The organism is Pseudomonas sp. SDO5522_S412, from assembly GCF_054071215.1.
The window spans coordinates 1-3,191 of record NZ_JBSVWQ010000377.1; the positions used below are offsets into that span (position 1 = coordinate 1).

Here is a 3,191-nt window from a genome sequence, read left to right on the forward strand (position 1 = left end):
GCGGTGGGTCAGCCAATAAATCTGCTAACTGATACACCGCCTTCGCGAGCAAGCCCGCTCCCACATTCAGATCGCATTTCAGCCCTTGGCGTTGAGCAACTTGTCGAAGGCCTTGTCCAGGTTGCCTTCAGCACCTTTCAACTTCTCACGACGCTCCTTCAACCAACTCTGGTCCGCGTCGAGATTCTTGCGCGCTTCCACCAGCATCCGCTTGACCTCTTCCGGCTGCGGCCCACCCGTACCCTTGCGAGTCTTGACCATCGTGGTCGGCGACAGTGCAGCCCGGAAACCGGCCTCATCCAGCGGCAACGTATTCGGCGTCCATTTGTATTTGTCCGCGGCCTGGGTGTACAGCTTCTGCGCGTCCGCATACGCGAAGGTCTTCGGCGTGGTGCCATTGCTGCGCGCCTCGGTGACGATCAACGAGGCGAAGCTGTGGCCAATGCGGAACGGCACCTTGAACTGACGCTCCAGGGTGTCAGCCAGCTCCATCGAAGTGGTCCACTCGGACTCCAGCTCATCCAGCGCTCGCTGCGGGTTGATCTGCAGCGCATCCAGCACGGCATCCATGCTTTTGAACATGTCATCGGTGGACTGGAACAGCCCCAATGAATCGAACGCAAACTTGTAGTCGGTCATGCCGGTGGTGACGTTATGCGCGCGCAAGGTCACGGTTTGCGCCAGGCCCACCACGTCCGAGGCCGATTCCCGAGTGCGCATCAACAACCCCGGGTTGCGTTTTTGCGGCATCGCACTGCTGGTGTAGGTGGACTCTTCGTCCAGCAGCAACCAGGGGCGGATCTGATGGTACTGGGTATGGATATCGCCAATCATCGCGCCGATGCGGATCGCCGAAGACGCCGCGAGGTTCGCCGCCTCGATCGGGATGTCGTAGGTCGACACCTGGCTCGAATCCAGGGAGTTTTCCCGCACGCCGTCGAACCCCAGCAACTCGGCCAGGCGTTCGCGGTTCAGCGGGTAAGCGGAGTTCGCCAGTACCGCGGTGCCCATCGGGCTCAGGTTGAGGCGGGTGTAGAGTTCACGGATGCGTTGGCCGTCGCGATCAAATGCGGCTTCGAACGCCAGCAGGTAGTGCGCATAGCTGATGGGCATGGCCTGCACGCCGTTGGTGTAGGCGGGCACCAGGGTGTCGACGTTCTTGTCGGCGATGTTCAGGATACGTTGGCGGGTGGCGTTCAGTGCCTCGCTGTAGGCCAGCACCTGGGAGCGCAGTTTGGCCAGGCGGTAGGTGGCGAGCATGTCCTGGCGGCTGCGGCCGGAGTGGATCAGCGACGCTTCCGGACCGATCTTGTCGGTCATGATTTTTTCCAGTTGCAGCACGTCTTCCGGGCGCTTGCCATCGGGCTGGTCGGCCTGGTCGATGGCAAAGCGCACGCCGCCGGCGATCTTGTGGCCCATGTCCGGCTTGACGATGCCTTCTTCGGTGAGCATCACGATCGAGGCTTTGTTGATGCGGTTCAACCAGGCGAACTGGGTTTGGGTCGGGTCGCCCTTGGCCTTGTGGGCGCTTTGCGAGGAGCCCGGCGTGGCGCCGACTTTGGCCGCCTGGGCGGCGCATTCTTCGGTGGTTTTGCAGGGCAACGCGCCGGTGTCGGCGGCGTAGGCGCCGTAACTGCTGAACAGGGCAAAGGCGACGGCCAGGTGGATCAGGCTTTTTCTGCTATTCATGTGCAACGCTCCGGGAAAAATCACAGCAAGGGCAGGGTGTAGCTGACGATAAAGCGGTTCTGGTCGATATCGCTGCCGCTGCCATTGCTGCGATACGTGCCATTGCGCCATTTCACTTCAAGGTTCTTCAGGGCACCGCTCTGGAACACGTAGCCGATATCGGTGTTGCGCTCCCACTCGGTACCTTCCAGGGTTCGGGTACGCACGAAGTTGTCACCCTTGAGGTAGCGGGTCATGAAGGTCAGGCCGGGGATGCCGAGGGCGGCGAAGTCATAGTCGTAGCGGGCCTGCCAGGACTTTTCCTCGGGGTTGGCGAAGTCCGGCGAGATCATCACGTAGTTGACGAGGTAGGAGTCGGTACCGTCCAGGTGGGGGAAGCCGGTGGTGCCTTTCATGCGCTGGTAGGCGGCGCCGAACGAGTGGCCGTGGAGGCTGTAGGTGAACTTGGCACCGAAGGCCTGGTTGTCGATGTTGCTGTTGCCTTCCTTGCTGGAGTCGGCGTAACGCAGGTCGGTCTTGAACGACTGCGCGTCACCCAGTGGCAGGGTATGGACCAGGTTGAAGATGTGTTGCTTGTAGTTGTTCTCGAGGTTGGCGTAGTGGTAGCCGGTGACCAGGGTTTTGGTCCAGCTGTAGCTGGCACTGGCGAAGTCGAATTTATCGCTGGGCACGGCACCCTTGATGCCTTTGCCGTCGACTTCGATGTCTGCATGGCCGCTGTCGTTACGCAGGGTGTTGCTGGTCAGGCGCCCGGCATCGAAGGTCAGGCCGGCGATGTCCTGGCTGGTCAATTGAGTGCCGCGAAAGGTCTGGGGCAGAAGCCGGCCATCGTTGGGCAGTACGGTCGGCAGCTTGGGGATCAGCGTGCCGAATTTGAGCACGCTTTTGGAGATCCGCGCCTTGGCGGTGGCGCCCATTCGACTGTAGCTGTCCGGTGCGCCATCCTCGCCCACGGGAAGCAGGCCGGTGTTTTGGCGGTCGGGGCTTGAGTCCAGTTTCAAACCCTGCAGGCCGATGGCATCGAGGCCAAAGCCCACCAGGCCTTCGGTGTAACCCGACTGGTAATTGAGGATCAGCCCTTGGGCCCACTCATCGCGTTTGGACTGGCTCGCGTTGGGCTGGCGGTAATCGCTGTTGAAGTAGAAGTTGCGAAATTCGAGGTCGGCCTTGCTGTCTTTGAAAAAGTCAGCTTCGGCAAAGGTTGGGAAGGCGAGGGTCAAACCGAGGGTGGCCGAAGTCAAGCCCAGGGTAATGGGGGATTTGTTCATTGTTATTCCCGTTGTCTGCTGCTTATTTTTAGAATTATCTGGCCGGACGGCGACAGGGAGACGCGTCCGGCTTGCGCAGGCTAACGAGTTGTATTGCAGATTGAAAATATATAGAAAGTGTTGAGGCGAGACGAAAAAAGTATGAAGCGGACGCCCGATTTTTCAGGCACTGAAGGGCGAATGTGGGAGCGGGCTTGCTCGCGAAAGCGGTGGATCAGTCAATACATCCGGTGA

At 60.2% G+C, this 3,191-nt stretch carries 2 protein-coding genes; both read right to left on the bottom strand.

What is annotated here, in order from left to right; translation table 11 throughout:
• Positions 1–78: 78 nt before the first annotated feature.
• A complete protein-coding gene (locus tag ACW9I6_RS31680) occupies positions 79–1,689 on the bottom strand; it encodes an argininosuccinate lyase (protein ID WP_178912645.1) in 1,611 nt (536 codons plus the stop codon).
• 20 nt (positions 1,690–1,709) lie between these two features.
• Positions 1,710–2,957 (bottom strand): OprD family porin, encoded by a 1,248-nt coding sequence (locus ACW9I6_RS31685; protein WP_008435327.1) that lies wholly within the window; start codon positions 2,955–2,957, stop codon positions 1,710–1,712.
• Between the last annotated feature and the right edge of the window lie 234 nt (positions 2,958–3,191).

Excerpts from the sequence above, each read along its gene's own strand:
- ACW9I6_RS31680 (WP_178912645.1), bottom strand. The coding sequence starts at position 1,689 with ATGAATAGCAGAAAAAGCCTGATCCACCTGGCCGTCGCCTTTGCCCTG.
- ACW9I6_RS31685 (WP_008435327.1), bottom strand. The coding sequence starts at position 2,957 with ATGAACAAATCCCCCATTACCCTGGGCTTGACTTCGGCCACCCTCGGT.